This is a genomic window from Streptomyces sp. CA-142005 (assembly GCF_050942335.1).
Taxonomy (GTDB): domain Bacteria; phylum Actinomycetota; class Actinomycetes; order Streptomycetales; family Streptomycetaceae; genus Streptomyces.
This window is the reverse complement of the sequence record NZ_CP192078.1, coordinates 3,670,114-3,687,084: the sequence shown is the minus strand read 5'-3', so window position 1 is coordinate 3,687,084 and position 16,971 is coordinate 3,670,114. Positions and strand designations below refer to the sequence as shown.

Annotated in this window: 13 protein-coding genes and 1 pseudogene; 8 read left to right on the top strand and 6 right to left on the bottom strand. The window is 73.3% G+C overall.

Going from position 1 to position 16,971, the window contains the following annotated elements:
- Positions 1-257 precede the first annotated feature (257 nt).
- Positions 258-1,112, bottom strand: a complete 855-nt coding sequence (locus ACQPXS_RS17425) for a helix-turn-helix transcriptional regulator (protein ID WP_433450228.1) — start codon at positions 1,110-1,112, stop codon at positions 258-260.
- Positions 1,113-1,235: 123 nt separating this feature from the next.
- Between ACQPXS_RS17425 and ACQPXS_RS17420 the strand changes: the two genes are divergently transcribed.
- Entirely contained in the window at positions 1,236-2,090 is an 855-nt protein-coding gene (locus ACQPXS_RS17420) for an NAD-dependent epimerase/dehydratase family protein (protein ID WP_433450227.1), read from the top strand.
- Positions 2,091-2,113: 23 nt separating this feature from the next.
- On the opposite strand, the gene ACQPXS_RS17415 is transcribed toward ACQPXS_RS17420, so the two are convergent.
- The 4 genes from ACQPXS_RS17415 to ACQPXS_RS17400 are packed head-to-tail and all read right to left on the bottom strand — an operon-like array spanning position 2,114 to position 6,145.
- Positions 2,114-3,394, bottom strand: coding sequence for an MFS transporter (locus ACQPXS_RS17415; RefSeq protein WP_433450225.1), 1,281 nt, complete (start codon positions 3,392-3,394; stop codon positions 2,114-2,116).
- A gap of 9 nt (positions 3,395-3,403) precedes the next feature.
- Positions 3,404-4,717, bottom strand: coding sequence for a GH1 family beta-glucosidase (locus tag ACQPXS_RS17410; RefSeq protein WP_433450223.1), 1,314 nt, complete (start codon positions 4,715-4,717; stop codon positions 3,404-3,406).
- A gap of 57 nt (positions 4,718-4,774) precedes the next feature.
- Positions 4,775-5,041 (bottom strand): protealysin inhibitor emfourin, encoded by a 267-nt coding sequence (locus tag ACQPXS_RS17405; RefSeq protein ID WP_433450222.1) that lies wholly within the window; start codon positions 5,039-5,041, stop codon positions 4,775-4,777.
- 33 nt (positions 5,042-5,074) lie between these two features.
- Positions 5,075-6,145, bottom strand: a complete 1,071-nt coding sequence (locus ACQPXS_RS17400) for a M4 family metallopeptidase (protein ID WP_351797889.1) — start codon at positions 6,143-6,145, stop codon at positions 5,075-5,077.
- Positions 6,146-6,494: 349 nt separating this feature from the next.
- On the opposite strand from ACQPXS_RS17400, the gene leuA reads away from it, so the two are divergent.
- The 7 genes and pseudogenes from leuA (at position 6,495) to ACQPXS_RS17365 (ending at position 16,048) form a co-directional block, all read left to right on the top strand.
- Positions 6,495-8,216, top strand: coding sequence for a 2-isopropylmalate synthase (gene leuA / locus ACQPXS_RS17395; protein ID WP_365333629.1), 1,722 nt, complete (start codon positions 6,495-6,497; stop codon positions 8,214-8,216).
- Positions 8,217-8,400: 184 nt separating this feature from the next.
- On the top strand, positions 8,401-9,096 hold the full coding sequence (locus ACQPXS_RS17390; RefSeq protein ID WP_365325658.1) for a TerB family tellurite resistance protein: 696 nt from the start codon (positions 8,401-8,403) through the stop codon (positions 9,094-9,096).
- A 42-nt stretch (positions 9,097-9,138) separates the two neighbouring features.
- Positions 9,139-9,246 (top strand): annotated as a pseudogene (locus ACQPXS_RS17385) (TerB family tellurite resistance protein); the annotation flags it as partial.
- 852 nt (positions 9,247-10,098) lie between these two features.
- Positions 10,099-12,168 (top strand): MMPL family transporter, encoded by a 2,070-nt coding sequence (locus ACQPXS_RS17380; RefSeq protein ID WP_433450220.1) that lies wholly within the window; start codon positions 10,099-10,101, stop codon positions 12,166-12,168.
- A gap of 6 nt (positions 12,169-12,174) precedes the next feature.
- Positions 12,175-13,374: a sensor histidine kinase gene (locus tag ACQPXS_RS17375; protein ID WP_433450219.1), complete on the top strand. Its 1,200-nt coding sequence runs from the start codon at positions 12,175-12,177 to the stop codon at positions 13,372-13,374.
- Positions 13,371-14,036 carry a response regulator transcription factor gene (locus tag ACQPXS_RS17370; RefSeq protein WP_433450218.1) on the top strand — a complete coding sequence of 222 codons (666 nt, stop codon included), beginning with the start codon at positions 13,371-13,373 and terminating at the stop codon, positions 14,034-14,036. The genes ACQPXS_RS17375 and ACQPXS_RS17370 overlap by 4 nt, the downstream gene beginning before the upstream one ends.
- Positions 14,037-14,758: 722 nt before the next feature.
- Positions 14,759-16,048, top strand: coding sequence for a sialidase family protein (locus tag ACQPXS_RS17365; RefSeq protein ID WP_433450216.1), 1,290 nt, complete (start codon positions 14,759-14,761; stop codon positions 16,046-16,048).
- Here ACQPXS_RS17365 and ACQPXS_RS17360 read toward each other — a convergent pair.
- Complete coding sequence (locus ACQPXS_RS17360; RefSeq protein WP_433450215.1) at positions 16,045-16,971, bottom strand: dihydrodipicolinate synthase family protein; 927 nt, start codon at positions 16,969-16,971, stop codon at positions 16,045-16,047. The two genes, ACQPXS_RS17365 and ACQPXS_RS17360, sit on opposite strands and share 4 nt — an antisense overlap.

Genomic DNA, 16,971 nt, shown 5'->3' with positions numbered 1-16,971 from the left:
CCGCGTGGCGGTTGCCGCACATCGGTACGGCCTCGACCTGCACGTCAAGGTCGCCAAGGACTGCCAGCGCGACCCGAGGCAGTTGCGCAAGCTGGGTTTCTGAGTTCCGCTCGGGCCCGCCTGGGCGTCTGTCCCGGCGGTCGCTGCTCGGCACGCGGGCCGCGCGGCGGTAGCCGTACATCGATACGGCCTGGGCCTGCACGTGAAGATGGCCAAGGACTGCAGCGGGACCCGAAGCAGCTGCGCAAGCTCAGGTTCTAACCGGCGGCGCCCTGGGGGGTCATGTCCTGCAGGCCCACCACCCTCAGCAGCTGGAGCCGTTCGTACGACTCTGTGCCCGGGCGGGCCGTGTGGAGGACGAGGTGGTGGCGGTGGTCGTCGGTCAGGAGGACCTCGCAGTCGAGTTCCAGGAGACCCACGACCGGGTGCCGGAAACGCTTCGTCGCGCCGCGCCGCACCGCCACCTCGTGCTCGTCCCACAGACGGGCGAACTCCTCGCTGGCGGCGCGGAGTTCGGCCACCAGGGCGGCCGGTTCCGGGTCGTCGGGGCGGGCGGCGGCCACCGCGCGCAGGTTCGCCACGTGCTGACGCGCGTGGTCCGGCATGTCCTCCGGCGGGAAGAGCCCGCGTCCCGCCGGGTCGAGGAAGAAGCGGCGGACCAGGTTGCGTTCGCGCGCCGGGCGGGCCAGCGCGTCTCCTGAGAGCGCCCTGGACAGCGCGTTCTGCGCCAGCACCTGACCGCAGTCCGTCACCACCAGCGCCGGCGCGTCGTGCAGCCGGTCCAGGACCAGCAGCAGCCCGGGCCGGACATGGGCGGACGCCGTCTCCCGGCGGGGCGGCTCCTCGCCCGCCAGGTGGAAGAGGTGGTCCCGTTCGTCGTCGGTCAGGCGCAGCGCCCGCGCCAGTGCCGTGAGCATCTGACGGGACGGGCGCGGGCCCCGGCACTGTTCCAGCCGGGTGTAGTAGTCGACCGACATACCGGCCAGCGACGCCACTTCCTCCCGCCGCAGGCCCGGGGTGCGGCGCCGGGCGCCGGGAGCGAGCCCCACGTCGGTCGGGTCCAGGCGGGCACGGCCACGGCGCAGGAAGTCGGCGAGTTCGGCTCGGTTCACCTCTTCAGGGTGGAGCAGAAGGCAGGCGTTATCCAGGGAGTGCCAGTCCCCTGATCGGGAGGTCTCTCCCGCCCCTCGCGGCCCCGTCCGACAGTGGTGGCACCAGACCGAGAGGAGCAGAGGATGCTGACACTGGTGACGGGCACCACGGGACAGGTCGGCCGGCGCTTCGTGCCGAGGCTGCTGGCCCAGCGGCAGCCGGACGAGCAGGTACGGGTCCTGGTGCGGGACGCGCCGCGCGGCGAGGCCTTCGCGGAGCTGGGCGCCCAGGTCGCCGTCGGCGATCTGCGGGACGAGGAGACGCTCGGCAAGGCGCTCGCCGGGGTGGACGCGGTCGTGAACATCGCGGCGTCCTTCCGCGGGGTGCCGGACGAGGAGGCGTGGGCCGTCAACCGGGACGCGGCCGTGGCCCTGGGCCGCGCCGCGCTCGCCTCGGGCGTGCGGCGCTTCGTGCAGGTCAGCACGGGTCTCGTGTACGGCGTCGGGCGGGGCCGGCCGCTGACCGAGGACGACGAGACCCGGCCCGGCGGCGCGATGTGGGGCGCCTATCCCGAGTCCAAGGCGGCGGCCGAGCGCGAGCTGCTCGCGCTGGAGGGCATGGAGGTGCGCGTCGGCCGGCTGCCCTTCGTCTACGGCGACGGCGACCCGCACCTCGCGCAGTCCCTGCGCTGGGCCACGCACTGGGCGTCCACCCAGCGGCTGCACATGGGCCACCACGCCGACGTCGCCCAGGGGCTGCTGCGCCTGCTGTACGCACCGGCGGTGAGCGGCCCGGTCTACAACATCGCCGACGACGCCCCCGTCACCGCGGTCGAGCTGCATCGGCTCAACGGCGTCGAGCCGCCCGCCGACATGCACACCCGGACCGACCCCGACCCGTGGCTGGGAGTCATGTCCACCGAGCGGATCCGCCGTGACCTCGGCTTCCGGCCCCTCTACCCGACGGTCTGGTCCGCCCGCGACGCCGGAGTCCTCTGAGCCGCCCGGCCCTGTCCGGCCGGCTAGTCGACTCCCCTGATCCGCCCCACCAGCACCGCCCCCGCCAGCCCGATCACCGCCGCCACCAGGTACAGCACCCGGTAGCCGCCCAGGTAGGTCACGATCGGCGCCGCCAGGGCGGGGGCCGCCACCTGGGGCAGGGCGTTGGCCACGTTGACGACTCCCAGGTCCTTGCCCCGGTCCAGCGCCTTCGGCAGGACGTCCGTCATCAGCGCGAAGTCGACGGAGGTGAACACGCCGAAGCCGACGCCGAGGACGGCCGCCGCCACGAGCGCGCCGGGCCAGGTCTGCCAGCCGGCCAGGGCCGCCGTCGCCACCGCCATCAGCACGCCCGACCAGACGACGAACGGCTTGCGCCGGCCCACCCGGTCCGACCAGACGCCGCCCGCCACGACCGTCGCCATCAGCGTCAGGCTGTTCACGGCGGTCAGGATCAGCACACCCCGGTCGGGGTCGGCGTAGTGCAGCCGGTCCCGCAGGTAGTAGAGGAGGTACAACAGCACCAGCGCGTTGCTGAGGTTGATCAGAAAGCGGGTCAGCCAGGCCCAGCCGAGGTCGGGGTAGCGGCGCGGGCTCAGCCAGAAGCCGGCGAGGAAGCCGCGCCAGTTCCACGGCGGGCGGTCATCGGCCGACAGCCGCAGATCCGGATGCCGCAGGACGTACGGCAGCACACCCGCCACCGTGAACACCGCGCACGCCGCATACCCGGCCCCCACTCCGCCCGCCACGGTCGCCAGTCCCGTGCCGCCGACCACGCCCAGGATCTGCGCCGCCCCCAACCACCCGCCCACCGCGCCGCGCTGGCGCCGGGGCACCCGGTCCGGCACGGCCGCCGTCACTGCGGCGAACGCCGCGTTCAGCGTGAGCTGCACCAGGCACCAGCCCACCGCCATGGACCACACCCCGCCCGCCCGGGCGAGCAGCAGCAAGGACAGCGCGCCGCCCGCCGCCCCGGCCACGATCCACGGCGTGCGGCGGCCGGGGCGGGCGGTCGTACGGTCGGACAGGGCGCCGAAGAGCGGGTTGGCGAACAGGGAGACCACCGCGCCGGCGCCGGTCACCCAGGCCAGCATCGTCTCCTTGGACATCCCGGAGCCGGGTGCGAAGTCCCCCGCCTGGGAGGCGAGCAGGATCTGCAGCGGGCCGAACCAGCCGACCCAGATCGCCCCGTTGGCCAGCGAGAGGGCCGCCGTCCAGCCCCGGCCGACCGGTACGACGGGCTCGGCCAGCGCGGCCGGGGGCCGGGCCGTGGCCGTCTCCGTGCCGTCATCCTGCGCGGTCATCCCGGGCCGTCAGCTCTGCGCCCGGAGCATGTCCCGGAACCAGTGGTAGGAGGCCTTCGGGGTGCGCTTCAGCGAGGTGTAGTCCACGTGCACCAGGCCGAAGCGGCGCTGATAGCCCTCGGCCCACTCGAAGTTGTCCATCAGGGACCACACGAAGTAGCCGCGCACGTCCACGCCGGCCTCCACGGCGGTGTGCAGGGCGCGGATGTGGGCGTCCAGGTAGGCGATGCGGTCCTGGTCGTCGAGGCCGTCGTAGGAGCAGCCGTTCTCGGTGATGACGATGGGCGGGAGCTTGTCGCCGTAGGTCTCGCGGAAGCCGCACAGCAGCTCGGTGAGGCCTTCCGGGACGATCGGCCAGCCGAAGTCGGTCACCGGCCGGCCCTCTATCTCCCGCACCGAGAAGGGCAGTTCTGCGGGGAGCGCGAGGCCGCCGTACTCGCTGCCGGTGCCGCCGGGCGCACCCACCCGGGTCGGCGCGTAGTAGTTGATCCCGTACCAGTCGACGGGCTCGGCGATGACCTTCAGGTCCTCGTGCACGTCGCCGGGCATCAACTCGCCCATGCCGTCCGGGTACTGCCCGAGGATGACCGGCTCGGCGAACAGGCGGTTGAGCAGGACGTCGTAGAAGCCGGCCGCCTCCACGTCGGCGGGTTCCGCGGAGGCGGGCCAGGTGGGGCCGTGGGAGTTGGCGATGCCGATGTCCGTCGCCCCGGCCGCGCGCAGGGCCCGGACCGCGAGGCCGTGGGCGAGGAGCTGGTGGTGGGCGACCGGGAGCGCGTCGAAGAGGAGTTGCCTGCCGGGGGCGTGGGCGCCGAGGGCGTGGCCGAGGAGGGTGTGCTCGGCGGGCTCGTTGAGGGTGATCCACTTGGTGACGCGGTCGCCGAGCCGGTCGGCCACCACGGACACGTACTCGGCGAACCGTTCCGCCGTGTCCCGCTCCAGCCAGTCCAGCGAGGCGGGCAGGTCCCAGTGGAAGAGGGTGGGCACGGGCCGTACGCCCGCCGCGCACAGCTCGTCCACCAGGCGGTCGTAGAAGTCCAGGCCGCCGGGGGAGCCGACGCGGGGCCAGGAGACGGAGAAGCGGTACGCGTCCACGCCGAGGCCGGCGAGGAGGGCCACGTCCTCCTGGTGGCGGTGGTAGTGGTCGCAGGCCACCGCCGCCGTCGAACCGTCCTTCACCCGCCCCGGCTCGGCCGTGAACACGTCCCACACGGACGCCTCGCGCTCGTCCGCCGCCCCCTCGATCTGATGGGCGGAGGTCGACACACCCCACAGGAAGCCGGCCGGGAACCGAGGTATCGGGTTGCCTGCGTCAGTCGCCATGGCCGGATCATCCTTACCCCCGGTAACGGAAGTCAACGCCCCGGCGGGAACCCGTCCTCACGCCCCTTCCTTCAGCACCTTCGTGATCAACTCCCGCTGTTCCTCGGTGAGTCGGGGATCGGCCGCGTACACCGTGCGGCCGTCCACCGTGATCTCGTACCGGAAGCCGTCCGGGACGCCGTCCGGGGGGGTGCCCCGGCCGGACGCGAGGACGCGTTCGGCCAGGGCGTGCCAGATGGCGGCGTCGGGCCGGGCCGAGGTGTCCACCTCGGCCCGGCGCTCGATGCCCGCGAACCCGCCTGTGCGCCTCACCTGAATCCGCATGGGCTCAGTCTCCAGTACCGCGGCGTCGCGGTACTACAGCGTCCGCACCCCGACCTGTTCCCACGCCTTCTGCACGGCCTGGAGCTCGTCTCCGGCGCCGTACCGCTCCCGGGCCGCCTTCACCGTCTGCGTGGCGAAGTCGGCGAACAGCGCGTCGCTCTTGAGCTCGCCGCCGGTGAGCACGTCGTACCAGATCTGCCCGGCCTTCTCCCAGGCGTTGCCGCCGATGGCCGTGGCGACCAGGTAGAAGGCGTGGTTGGGGATGCCCGAGTTGATGTGCACGCCGCCGTTGTCGCGGCCGGTGCGGACGTAGTGGTCCATGGTCGCCGGCTGCGGGTCCTTGCCCAGGTTCGGGTCGTCGTACGCCGTGCCCGGGGCCTTCATCGAGCGCAGCGCGGTGCCGTGCACCTGCGGGGCGAGCAGGCCCGCGCCGATCAGCCAGTCGGCCTCGTCGGCGGTCTGGCCGAGGGTGTACTGCTTGATCAGCGAGCCGAAGACGTCCGAGACCGACTCGTTGAGCGCGCCGGACTGGCCGAAGTACTCCAGGTTCGCGGTGTGCTGGGTGACGCCGTGGGTCAGCTCGTGGCCGATGACGTCGACCGGGATGGTGAAGTCGAGGAAGATCTCGCCGTCGCCGTCGCCGAACACCATCTGCTCGCCGTTCCAGAACGCGTTGTCGTAGTTCTGGTCGTAGTGGACGGTGGCGTCCAGCGGCAGCCCGTCGTCGTCGATGGAGTGCCGGCCGTAGGCCTTCAGGTACAGCTCGAAGGTGGCGCCGAGGCCCGCGTAGGCGCGGTTGACGGTGGCGTCCGGGACCGGGTCGGAACCCTCCGCGCGGACCTGCGTGCCGGGCAGGTCCTGGGTGTGCCGGGCGTCGTAGATCGTGCGGTGCGGCTGGTCCGCGGCGGCGCCCGCGGGCGCGGCGACGGAGGGCGCACCGATGACCGTGGTCAGGCGGCGCTTGGTGCGCTGGTAGGCGTCGTGCTCCAGGGACCGGCGGGCCGGGCCGGAGAGCGCGGAGTCCTCGGCCCGGGCGAGCTTGTCGAGGACGTGCGGCGGCACGATCGTGCAGAAGACGGGCTCGAAGCCCCCGTTGGTCGTCATGCCCCGCACCATTGCACTCAGTGACACCGATGTCACTAGCGGCCACCATGATTGGTGAAATACCGGGACAGGAGCGCGACGCTCCGTGACGGTGTGCTAGGGCGATGTGGTGCGGCGCACTTTTTGTCTCTTTTGCGACGGCGGTCCCGCATACTGAAACGCGTCCCCGTGTCCGGGGCGGCTCGGATAGGCTGCGACGCATCATGCGTTTCGGGCTGCTTCTCCTTAGCTGCCGCGGCGAGGGCCTGTAGTCACAAGGCCGACTCCCTCCCCGCGGAGCTCTGGCGTTGCGTCGTCGGCCGTCCACCCGGACATCCGGATCTCCGGACACCAAGGAGCCCACGCCATCATGGCCAACCGCCAGCAGCCCAGTTCCATGCCGATCCACAAGTACGGCCGCTACGAGCAGGTGGACATCCCGGACCGCACCTGGCCGGAGCAGCGCATCACCGCCGCCCCCCGCTGGCTCTCCACCGACCTGCGCGACGGCAACCAGGCCCTGATCGACCCGATGTCGCCCGAGCGCAAGCGCCGGATGTTCGACCAGCTGGTGAAGATGGGCTACAAGGAGATCGAGGTCGGCTTCCCCGCCTCCGGCCAGACCGACTTCGACTTCGTGCGCTCGATCATCGAGGAAGAGGGCGCGATCCCCGACGACGTCACGATCTCCGTACTGACCCAGGCCCGCGAGGACCTGATCGAGCGGACCGTGGAGTCCCTGAAGGGCGCCAAGCGCGCCACGGTCCACCTGTACAACGCGACGGCTCCCGTGTTCCGCCGGGTGGTCTTCCGCGGCTCCAAGGACGACATCAAGCAGATCGCGGTGGACGGCACCCGCCTGGTGATGGAGTACGCCGAGAAGCTGCTGGGCCCCGAGACCGAGTTCGGCTACCAGTACAGCCCCGAGATCTTCACCGACACCGAGCTGGACTTCGCGCTGGAGGTCTGCGAGGCGGTGATGGACGTCTACCAGCCGGGCCCGGGCCGCGAGATCATCCTCAACCTGCCCGCCACCGTGGAGCGTTCGACCCCGTCCACGCACGCGGACCGCTTCGAGTGGATGCACCGCAACCTCTCCCGCCGCGAGTACGTCTGCCTGTCCGTCCACCCGCACAACGACCGCGGTACGGCCGTGGCGGCGGCCGAGCTGGCCCTGATGGCCGGCGCCGACCGCGTCGAGGGCTGCCTGTTCGGGCAGGGCGAGCGCACCGGCAACGTCGACCTGGTCACCCTGGGCATGAACCTGTTCTCGCAGGGCGTCGACCCGCAGATCGACTTCTCCGACATCGACGAGATCCGTCGTACGTGGGAGTACTGCAACCAGATGGAGGTCCACCCGCGCCACCCGTACGTGGGCGACCTGGTCTACACGTCCTTCTCCGGCTCCCACCAGGACGCCATCAAGAAGGGCTTCGACGCCATGGAGGCCGACGCCAAGGCCAAGGGCGTCACCGTCGACGACATCGAGTGGGCGGTGCCGTACCTGCCGATCGACCCCAAGGACGTCGGCCGCTCCTACGAGGCCGTCATCCGCGTCAACTCCCAGTCCGGCAAGGGCGGTATCTCCTACGTCCTGAAGAACGACCACAAGCTGGACCTGCCGCGCCGGATGCAGATCGAGTTCTCCAAGCTCATCCAGGCGAAGACGGACGCCGAGGGCGGCGAGATCACGCCGAAGGAGATCTGGGCGGTCTTCCAGGACGAGTACCTGCCGAACCCGGACAACCCCTGGGGCCGCATCCAGGTCCGCACGGGCCAGTCGACGACGGACACCGACGGGATCGACACCCTGACCGTCGAGGCGACGGTGGACGGCGAGGACACCGTCCTGACCGGTACCGGCAACGGTCCGATCTCGGCCTTCTTCGACGCCCTGCAGTCCATCGGCATCGACGTACGCCTGCTGGACTACCAGGAGCACACGATGAGCGAGGGCGCCTCCGCACAGGCCGCCTCCTACATCGAATGCGCGATCGACGGCAAGGTCCTGTGGGGGATCGGCATCGACGCGAACACGACGCGTGCGTCGCTGAAGGCGGTCGTCTCGGCCGTCAACCGCGCCGCCCGCTGACCCTTCTGACCGGGAGTTTCGGGGCCCGGGCCGCTGTATACGGCGGCCGGGGCCCCGGCTGTTCCCGGCCACAGGGCCGATCAGGTCACAGAAAGGTCTCCTACGGGGTACTGACTCAGCCTCGCTGATGTGGCTAACATCACGCCAGCGCCGCGATGTTGCGGCGTCGTTACGGAGGTGCGACGTGCTGCCAGTACGGGGACGAGACGGCCGTGCCACCAGGGCTGCGCACATCCTGCGCGTCCGCACCGCGTGGACACCCGTAGGGGACGGCGAGTTCTACTGCCCCGGCTGCGGAGGCGACCGCAACTACCAGCGGCTCACCGGCCGCCGCAGGCTCACCCTGCTCGGCGTCCCCCTGCTGCCGCGCGGCACCGCCGGCCCGGTCGTGGAGTGCGCGGCCTGCCGCCACCACTACGGCACCGACGTCCTCGACCATCCCACCACCCGCCGCTTCTCCGCGATGCTCCGCGACGCCGTGCACACCGTCGCCCTCGCCGTGCTCGCCGCGGGCGGCACCTCCTCCCGTACGGCCCTGGAGACGGCCGCCGGTGCCGTGCGCGCGGCCGGCTTCGACGGCTGCACCGAGGAACAGCTGGCCGCCCTGGTCGACGCCCTCGCCGCCGACACCGGCCGGGTCCTCGGCGCCGAGTGCGGCACCAGCCTGACCATAGAGCTGCACGAGGCCCTGGACCCGCTCGCCCCGCACCTCGCCCCCGCCGGCCGCGAGTCCCTCCTCCTCCAGGCCGCCCGCATCGCCCTCGCCGACGGCCCCTACACCCCCGCCGAACGCGACGCCCTCACCACGGTCGGCGCGGCCCTGACCATCCGCGCGGACGACGTGACCCGCCTGCTGGCGGCGGCCCGCACACCGTCCTGACGGCAGCGGGGTTTCGGCGCCCTGGCCACGCCGCGCCGGCGGCCTCCGCGCCCCGCCGAACGCGACGCCCTCACCACGGTCGGTGCGGTCCTGGCCATCTCTGCGGACGACGTGACCCGCTTGCCGGCGGCGGCGCGGACGCCGTCCTGACGGCAGTGGGGTTTCGGTGCCCTGGACATACCGCGCGGCGGTCTCTGCGCCCCGGCCGGATGCGACGCCCTCACCACGGTCGGTGCGGTCCTGGCCATCTGTGCGGACGACGTGACCCGCTTGCTGGCGGCGGCGCGGACGCCGTCCTGACGGCAGTGGGGTTTCGGTGCCCTGGACATACCGCGCGGCGGTCTCTGCGCCCCGTCGGATGCGGCGCCCTGTCCATGGTCGGTGCGGTCCTGGCCATCTGTGCGGACGACGTGACCCGCTTGCCGGCGGCGGCCCGCACACCGTCCTGACGGCAGGGGGGTTTCGGCGCCCTGGACATACCGCGCGGCGGTCTCTGCGCCCCGCCGGATGCGGCGCCCTGTCCATGGTCGGTGCGGTCCTGGCCATCTGTGCGGACGACGTTCCCCGCCTGCCGGTGGCGGCGCGGACGCCGTCCTGACGGCAGGGAGGGTTCGGCGCCCTGGACCCGCCGCGCCCCCGCCGGATGCGACGCCCTGACCATGGTCGGTGCCGCCGTGACCATCTGTGCCCCCGCCGTTCCCCGCCTGCCGGTGGCGGCGCGCACATCGTCCTGACGGCAGTGGGGTTTCGGCGCGCGGGGCCCAGGTGCGTGGGGCCGTAAGGCGTGCGTGGCCATGGTGTGCGGGCGGTGCGGGTCCATGGTGCCTCGGCGCGCGGGTGCCGGGGTGCGCAGGTCGGTACTCCCCGGGGAGTAATCAGGGCGGCCGGTCACCCCGTGCAGTACCGCCGAACTCGCTCCCGCGCCCGACGATCGCCGCCCCTTTCGCCGGAAGTCTGGAAGCCGTGTCCAGACATCCACTGCGAAGGGGAGGCCCGATTTCCATGGGGGCCGCGAAAACACGGACGAGCCGGGCGCTGCCCTGGCTGGTGGTCGGGCTGTGGGCGGTGCTGCTGGCCGTAGCCGCCCCGTTCGCCGCCAAGCTGGGCGATGTGCAGCACAACCGGGCCACCGACTATCTGCCGGCGTCCGCCGACTCCACCCAGGTCGCCAAGCTGCAGGACCGGCTGCCCGGCGGCGAGACCACCGAGCTCGTCCTCGTCTACCACCGGGCGACCGGACTCACCGCAGCCGACCGGACCACGGCACGGACGCAGGTCGCCGAGATCGCCGACCGCCACCGCCTCGCCACCGGCACCCCGCCCGGCATCCCGTCCGCCGACGGCACCACCCTCATGTACCCGGTCACCAGCAACGAGCCCGGCACGGACGAGAAGAAGCGGGACGCGTTCGTCGACGACGTCCGCCAAGTCGCCCAGGGGCAGGGCGGGTTGGCCGTGCGCGTCGGCGGGCCGGGCGCCCTCGCCACCGACGCCTCCGGCGTGTACGCCTCGCTCGGCGGCCCCCTGCTCTACACCACCGTCGCCGTCGTCGCGGTCCTGCTCATCCTCATCTACCGCAGCCCCCTGCTGTGGCTGGTCCCGCTCGTCGTCGCCGGCCTCTCCGACTTCCTCGCCCGTGCCGCCGCCTACGGCCTCAACCAGGCCTTCGGCACCACCGTCTCCGGCCAGAGCGCCGGCATCATGACCATCCTCGTCTTCGGCGCCGGCACCGACTACGCCCTGCTCCTCGTCTCCCGCTACCGCGAGGAGCTGCGGCGCCACGAGACGCCGTACGACGCGATGCGCGCCGCCCTGCGCGGCTGCGGACCCGCCGTCCTCGCCTCCTCCGGCACGGTCGCCGCCGGACTGCTCTGCCTGCTCGCCGCCGACCTCAACTCCAGCCGGGGCATGGGACCGCTCGGCACGGTCGGCGTGCTGTGCGCGCTCGCCGCCATGCTGACCCTGCTGCCGGCCGTCCTGGTGCTGCTGGGCCGCCGGGTCTTCTGGCCGCTCGTACCCGCCCACGGCAGTACGCCCAAGGCCCGCCGGTCCCTGTTCGCGGCGATGGGCTCCTCGGCCGGGCGCCGCCCGCTGACCGTCCTCGCCTCCGGCGCCGTCCTGCTCGGCGCGCTCGCGCTGGGCGCCCTGAACCTGCCCGGCGCGATCAAGCAACTGGACACCTTCGTGGACCGGCCCGAGTCCGTGACCGCCATGGAAACCGTGGCCAAGGCCTACCCGGAGCGGTCCGCGCAGCCCATCGAGGTGCTCACCCCGGTCGGCCGGGCCGACGCCACCCTCGCCGCGGTCAAGGGCACCCGGGGAGTGGCCGACGCGCGGCAGGGCCGTACCGGCGGAGGCTGGACCGAGATCACCGTGACCGCGTCCGCCCCGCCCCAGTCCGCCGCCGAGACCGCCACCATCGAGGCGCTCCGGCACCGGCTGCCCGGCTCCCACGTCGGCGGCCCCAGCGCCCAGCAACTCGACCTGAAGGACACCAATGCCCGCGACCGCCTGGTGGTCGTCCCGATCGTGCTCCTGTCCGTGCTGCTGATCCTGGTCGTCCTGCTGCGCTCCCTGGTCGCCCCGCTGCTCCTCGTCGCCGCCGTGGTCGCCGTCTGGGGCGCCGCCCTCGGCCTCGGCGGACTCGTCTTCGGGCCCCTGTTCGGCTTCCCCGGCACCGACCCCGGCCTCGGCCTGCTGTCCTTCGTCTTCCTCGTCGCCCTCGGCGTCGACTACGGCATCTTCCTGATGCACCGGATGCGGGAGGAGTCGGTCAAGGGCGCCGAACCGGCGGCGGCCGCCCTCACCGCCCTGCGCACCACCGGCGGCGTCATCGCCTCCGCCGGGCTGGTGCTCGCCGCCACCTTCGCGGTGCTGACGAACATGGGCCTGGTGCCGCTGGTCGAGCTGGGCTTCGTCATCGCCGTCGGCGTCCTGCTGGACACCTTCCTCGTCCGCACCTACCTGGTGACCAGCGCGAGCGTCGCGCTCGGGCGCAGGGTGTGGTGGCCGGGCCGGCTGTCCCGCCCGGCGCCGGCCGCCGACCGCACGCCGGAGCCCGTGAGCGCGTAGCGGAAGATGAACCCCGTGCAGGCAACCATCACCGCGTCCCGGCCCGGCCGGACCCTCGCGTCCCTGGATCCCCGGCGGCAGGACGCGCTCCTGGCCGCCGGGCTCGCCACGCTCGCCTCCGGCATCGCCGTCACCGTCGGCAGCGGCCGGCACCCGGACGCGCTCGGCTGGGCCCTGCTGCTCGGCCTGCACGTGCCGCTGGTGTGGCGCCGGCAGGCCCCGCTCACCGTGCTGGCGGTCATGATCACCGTGATCGCGACCTACCACCAGCTGGACTACAACCACTCGGCGCCCACCGCCGCCTCGATGGTCGTCCTCTACACGGTGGCGGTGACCCACGGCCCCCGGCGCACCGCCTTCATCGGGGTCTCCGTGGTCACGCTGATGCTGCTCCTGAAGATCCGCCACGGCATGGCCGGGGTCCAGGTCAGCTTCCAGATCACCGGCTGGATCGTCTCCATGCTGGTCCTCGGCGGCTACATCCGCGTCCACCGGGAGAACGCCGCCGCGGCCGTGGAACGCGCCGAACGCGCCGAGCGCACCCGCGAGGAGGAGGCCCGGCGCCGGGTCGCCGAGGAACGCCTGCGCATCGCCCGCGACCTGCACGACCTGCTCGCCCACACCATCACCCTCATCGGCGTGCAGACCTCGGTCGCCGCGCACGTCCTGGAGGCCGACCCCGAGCGTCTGGACCGTACGGCCGTCGCGAAGGCCCTCGACGACATCGCCGGGACCTGCCGCACGGCCCGCGGCGAACTCCGTACGACCCTGGAGGTGCTGCGCGACCCGGGTGCCCCGGACGTCCGCGGCCCGCTGCCCGGCCTCGACGGCCTCGCCGAACTCGCGAAGTCGGCGGGTGCCCGGGTGGACCTGGCCGTACGCGCCGACGGGGTGCCGCCGGCCGTCGGCGCCGCCGCCTACCGGATCGTGCAGGAGGCGCTCACCAACGCGGTACGGCACGGCGGCCGGGCCGACCTGACCGTGCGCGTGGGCGTGTACGAGGAGGAGGGCGGCCTGCGCGTCCACGTCACCGACGACGGCGTGGGCGGTGCCGGCGACGGTCCGCCCGGGTACGGGCTCGTCGGGATGCGGGAGCGGGCCCGCAGCGTCGGCGGCACGGTCGACGCCGGACCGCGCGCCGACGGCCGGGGCTTCGAGGTGTGCGCCGTACTGCCGCTGAGGGAGAAACCGGGGGACCAGAGATGATCCGGGTACTGCTCGCCGACGACCAGACCCTGGTGCGGGCCGCGTTCGCGATGCTCGTGGAGTCGGCGCCGGACATGGAGGTCGTCGGGCAGGCCGGCACCGGCCGCGAGGCCGTCGACCTCGCCCGGGCCGAGCGCGCCGACGTCGTCCTCATGGACATCCGCATGCCCGGCCTCGACGGCATCGAGGCGACCCGGCTGATCGCCGCCGACGAGGACCTCGCCGGGGTCAGGGTCCTGGTGCTCACCACCTACGACACCGACGAGCACGTGGTGGAGGCGCTGCGGGCCGGTGCCTCCGGATTCCTGGTGAAGGACACCCGTCCGGCCGACCTCCTCGACGCGATCCGCACGGTCGCTGGGGGCGAGGCGTTGCTCTCACCGGGCCCCACGGCACGCCTGATCGAGCGGTTCCTGCGCAGCCCCTCGGCGCCCGTGACGGGCGGTCCCGAGTGCCTGTCGGACCGGGAGCGGGAGGTGCTGACGCTGGTCGCGCGCGGCCTCAACAACGCCGAGATCGCGGAGGTGTTGGGGCTGAGCCCGCTCACCGCCAAGACCCATGTCAGCCGGATCATGGGCAAGCTCGGCGCCCGCGACCGCGCCCAGCTGGTGATCGTCGGCTACGAGTCGGGGCTGGTGGTCCCTGGCAGCATGGGCGGGTGACACCGAAGAGCCGCACCTTGCTCACCGCCCTCGCGCTCCTCACCTCGCTCACCGCCTGCCACCCCACGGCACCCTCGACCCGGCCGCGCCCCACGCACGCGCCCCCCGATCAGGCAACCGACGCCGATCGGCTCGCCGCGCACCACGCACCTCCTCAAGAGGCCCCGGCTCCCAAGCCCCCCGCCCAGGCCGGCCCCGGCCAAGCGGGCCGTAGCCACACGGCCCCTGCCCACCCCACGCCCGCCTCCACGGCCTCTGCCCGAGCGGGCGGCCCTTCCGTCGCCTCCGGCCAGGCGGGCGGCCCTTCCGACACCTCTGCCCAGGCGGGCCACGCCTCTGCCGACCCCGCTCAGGCAGGACGCGCCTCTGCCCACCCCGCCCAGGCAGGTCGCGCCTCTGCCGCGTTCACTCAGGCGGGCCGGGTCTCTGCCGCGTCCGCTCGGGCAGCCTGGGCTGCTGCCGCCCCCGTTCAGGTGGGCCGGGTCTCTGCCGAGTTCGCTCAGGCAGGTCGTGTCTCCGCCGCCCCCACCCAAGCAGGCCGGGCCTCCGCCGACCCCGCTCAGGCAGGTCGCAACTCCGCCGCCCCCACCCAAGCAGGCCGCGTCTCCGCCACCTCCGCCCAGGCGGGCCGGGGCTCTGTGGCGTCCGTTCAGGCGGTCCGGGTCTCTGCCGACCCCGCCCAGGCGGTCCGGGCCTCCGCCACCCCTGCCCAGGCAGGCCGCATGTCCGCCGACCCCGCTCAGGCGGGCCGCGTCTCTGCCGCCCCCACCCAAGCAGGTCATGCCTCCGCCGACGCCCCTCAGGCAGGCCGCGTCTCCGCCGCCCCCACCCAAGCAGGCCGCGTCTCTGCCGCCCCCACCCAAGCAGGCCGCGTCTCCGCCGCCCCCGCCGCGGCAGGCCGCGGCTCCGTCTCGGCGTGGGGCGTCCCGGGGTGTGTGGCGTCGGTGCCCTACGTCTCCGGTCAGGGCGGGTACGCCGTCTACCGCATCCCCGCGGTCGTGGAGACCCCGCACGGCACCGTGCTGGCCTTCGCCGAGGGGCGGCGGGACGGTGCCGCCGACACCGGTGACATCGACGTCGTACTGCGCCGATCCGCCGACGGCGGCTGCACCTGGGGCCCGCTGACGGTCGTGGCCGCCGGACACGGGGACACCCGGGGCAACCCGGCGCCGGTCGTGGACCCGCGCACCGGGGTCGTCGTCCTGGTGACCTGCGGCAACGACGGGAAGGCGACGGAGGACCAGATCCGGCGCGGCGCGGTGGACCGCCGGGTGTTCGTGCAGCGCAGCTGGGACGACGGCCGGCACTTCACACCCCCGGCGGAGATCACGGCTCAGGTGAAGCGGCCCGGCTGGCGCTGGTACGCCACCGGTCCCGGCCACGCCCTCGCCCTCACCCGGGGCCCGCACGCCGGCCGCCTGCTCGTCCCCGCCAACCACTCCGTCGCCTCGCCCGCCACGTCCGCCGGCCCCGAATCCCGGTACGACGGCGGGCACGCGCTCTACAGCGACGACGGCGGCCGCACCTGGCAGCTCGGTTTCGTGACCCGGACCCAGGACGGCGTGACCAACGTCAACGAGACGACCGCCGCTCAACTCCCGGACGGCAGGCTCTACTTCAACGCCCGCGACCAGTACGGCACCGCCCCCGGCAACCGCCTGGACACCTACTCCGGCGACGGCGGCACCACCCTCGACCGCCCCTACGCCGTCCAGCCCACCCTGAACGCCGTCCCCGTCGTCCAGGGCAGCGTCCTCCAACTCCGGGGCCCAGCCGCCCCGTTGTTGTTCTCCGCCCCCTCCGTGCCCTCAGCCCGCCGCGCCCTGGCCCTCTGGTCGAGCACGGACGCCGGCCGCACCTTCACCAAGCTGCTCACCCTCTCGGACCGCCCGGCCGCCTACTCGGACCTGGTCCAGCTCGGCCCCGGCACGATCGGCGTCCTGTACGAGACGGGCGCGACCCACAGTTACGACACCGTGGAGTTCCGCAGACTGACCCTGTCACGGGGCTAGAGCAACCCGGCCGCCGCCAGGAACTTGCCGACCCTCTCGACCTCCTCGCCCGACAGCGGCACCTGGGGCTCGGCCGTCACCGCGCAGTCGATGACGCCGCGCAGATGCAGCGCGGCCTTGAACGCGCCCAGCGCCGACGAGCTGCCGCCCATCCGCGCCGGATCCCCGACCGTGACCATCCCGAACAGCGCGCACAGCCGTTCCTGCTCCGCCCGCGCCCCCTCCCAGTCGCCGGCGCGGCACATCCGGTACAGCCGGACGTACCCGTGCGGGTCGACGTTGGCCAGCCCCGGCACCGCCCCGTCGGCGCCCAGGGCCAGCGCGGAGTCCACGATCAGCTCGGAGCCGGTCAGCACGCTGAACCCGGGGTGCACACGGGAGCCGGTGACGATCTCGCGGAAGGCGGCCAGGTCCCCGCTGGAGTCCTTGATCCCGGCCAGCACCCGGTCGGCGGCCAGGCCGAGCACCACGTCGGCGGGGAGCTTGGTGTGCACGGCGACGGGGATGTCGTAGGCGATGACCGGCACCTCGGAGGCGGCGGCGATCCGGCGGTAGTGGTGGACGATCTCCGAGCGGTGGGTGCGGGCGTAGAAGGGGGCGGTGACGACCACCGCGTCCGCTCCGGCCGCCGTCACCGCCGTGACGTGGTCCAGGACGCGCGGCGTGGTCATGTCGATGGCGCCGGCGAGGACCGGCAACTGACCGCCCACATGGGCGACGACCGCCTCGACGACCTGGCTGCGATGCCGGTCCGTGAGGAACGCCGCCTCGGACGTGGACCCCAGCAGGAACAGCCCGTGCACCCCGGCCTCCACCAGGTGGTCGACCAGGGCGAGCAGCGAGGGCACGTCCACCTCGCGCTCCGGTGTCAGGGGCGTGCAGACGGGCGGGACGACACCGGTGAGCGGGGTGGGGAAGGGCAT

What these genes read in the sequence shown, in the direction of transcription:
- ACQPXS_RS17420 (WP_433450227.1), top strand. Translation starts at nt 1,236, where the DNA reads ATGCTGACACTGGTGACGGGCACCACGGGACAGGTCGGCCGGCGCTTC.
- ACQPXS_RS17415 (WP_433450225.1), bottom strand. Translation starts at nt 3,394, where the DNA reads ATGACCGCGCAGGATGACGGCACGGAGACGGCCACGGCCCGGCCCCCG.
- ACQPXS_RS17410 (WP_433450223.1), bottom strand. Translation starts at nt 4,717, where the DNA reads ATGGCGACTGACGCAGGCAACCCGATACCTCGGTTCCCGGCCGGCTTC.
- ACQPXS_RS17405 (WP_433450222.1), bottom strand. Translation starts at nt 5,041, where the DNA reads ATGCGGATTCAGGTGAGGCGCACAGGCGGGTTCGCGGGCATCGAGCGC.
- ACQPXS_RS17400 (WP_351797889.1), bottom strand. Translation starts at nt 6,145, where the DNA reads ATGACGACCAACGGGGGCTTCGAGCCCGTCTTCTGCACGATCGTGCCG.
- leuA (WP_365333629.1), top strand. Translation starts at nt 6,495, where the DNA reads ATGGCCAACCGCCAGCAGCCCAGTTCCATGCCGATCCACAAGTACGGC.
- ACQPXS_RS17380 (WP_433450220.1), top strand. Translation starts at nt 10,099, where the DNA reads ATGGGGGCCGCGAAAACACGGACGAGCCGGGCGCTGCCCTGGCTGGTG.
- ACQPXS_RS17375 (WP_433450219.1), top strand. Translation starts at nt 12,175, where the DNA reads ATGAACCCCGTGCAGGCAACCATCACCGCGTCCCGGCCCGGCCGGACC.
- ACQPXS_RS17370 (WP_433450218.1), top strand. Translation starts at nt 13,371, where the DNA reads ATGATCCGGGTACTGCTCGCCGACGACCAGACCCTGGTGCGGGCCGCG.
- ACQPXS_RS17365 (WP_433450216.1), top strand. Translation starts at nt 14,759, where the DNA reads ATGTCCGCCGACCCCGCTCAGGCGGGCCGCGTCTCTGCCGCCCCCACC.
- ACQPXS_RS17360 (WP_433450215.1), bottom strand. Translation starts at nt 16,971, where the DNA reads ATGCCCTTCCCCACCCCGCTCACCGGTGTCGTCCCGCCCGTCTGCACG.